Origin of the sequence: Rhizobium ecuadorense, from assembly GCF_001187535.1 — a bacterium.
Classification (GTDB): Bacteria; Pseudomonadota; Alphaproteobacteria; order Rhizobiales; family Rhizobiaceae; genus Rhizobium; species Rhizobium ecuadorense.
Genome location: NZ_LFIO01001042.1, coordinates 1 through 207 on the forward strand (window position 1 = coordinate 1; position 207 = coordinate 207).

The 207-nt window shown below is 65.2% G+C and carries 1 pseudogene; it reads left to right on the forward strand.

The features are described 5' to 3' along the window. Positions 1 to 151: pseudogene (locus tag AF337_RS18795) on the forward strand (heme ABC transporter ATP-binding protein); the annotation flags it as partial. Positions 152 to 207 lie beyond the last annotated feature (56 nt).

A 207-nucleotide genomic window follows, 5' to 3' on the forward strand; every position in this document is an offset into this window, starting at 1 on the left:
ATCCGGCCGGCTCGCGGCCGCCGGCAGCATCGTTGAGGTGCTGACGGACGAAACGATGCTCTCGGTGTTCGGTTGCGCGCTGCGCATCAACCAAGTGCCGGCCGACGGTACGCCCTTCGTGCTCGCCCACAGTGCCGTTTCCCGCCCCTGAGCACTGCTCCGGCGGAACTTTTGATCGTCCGGCACGTTTTTGGCATGATCTGGGTC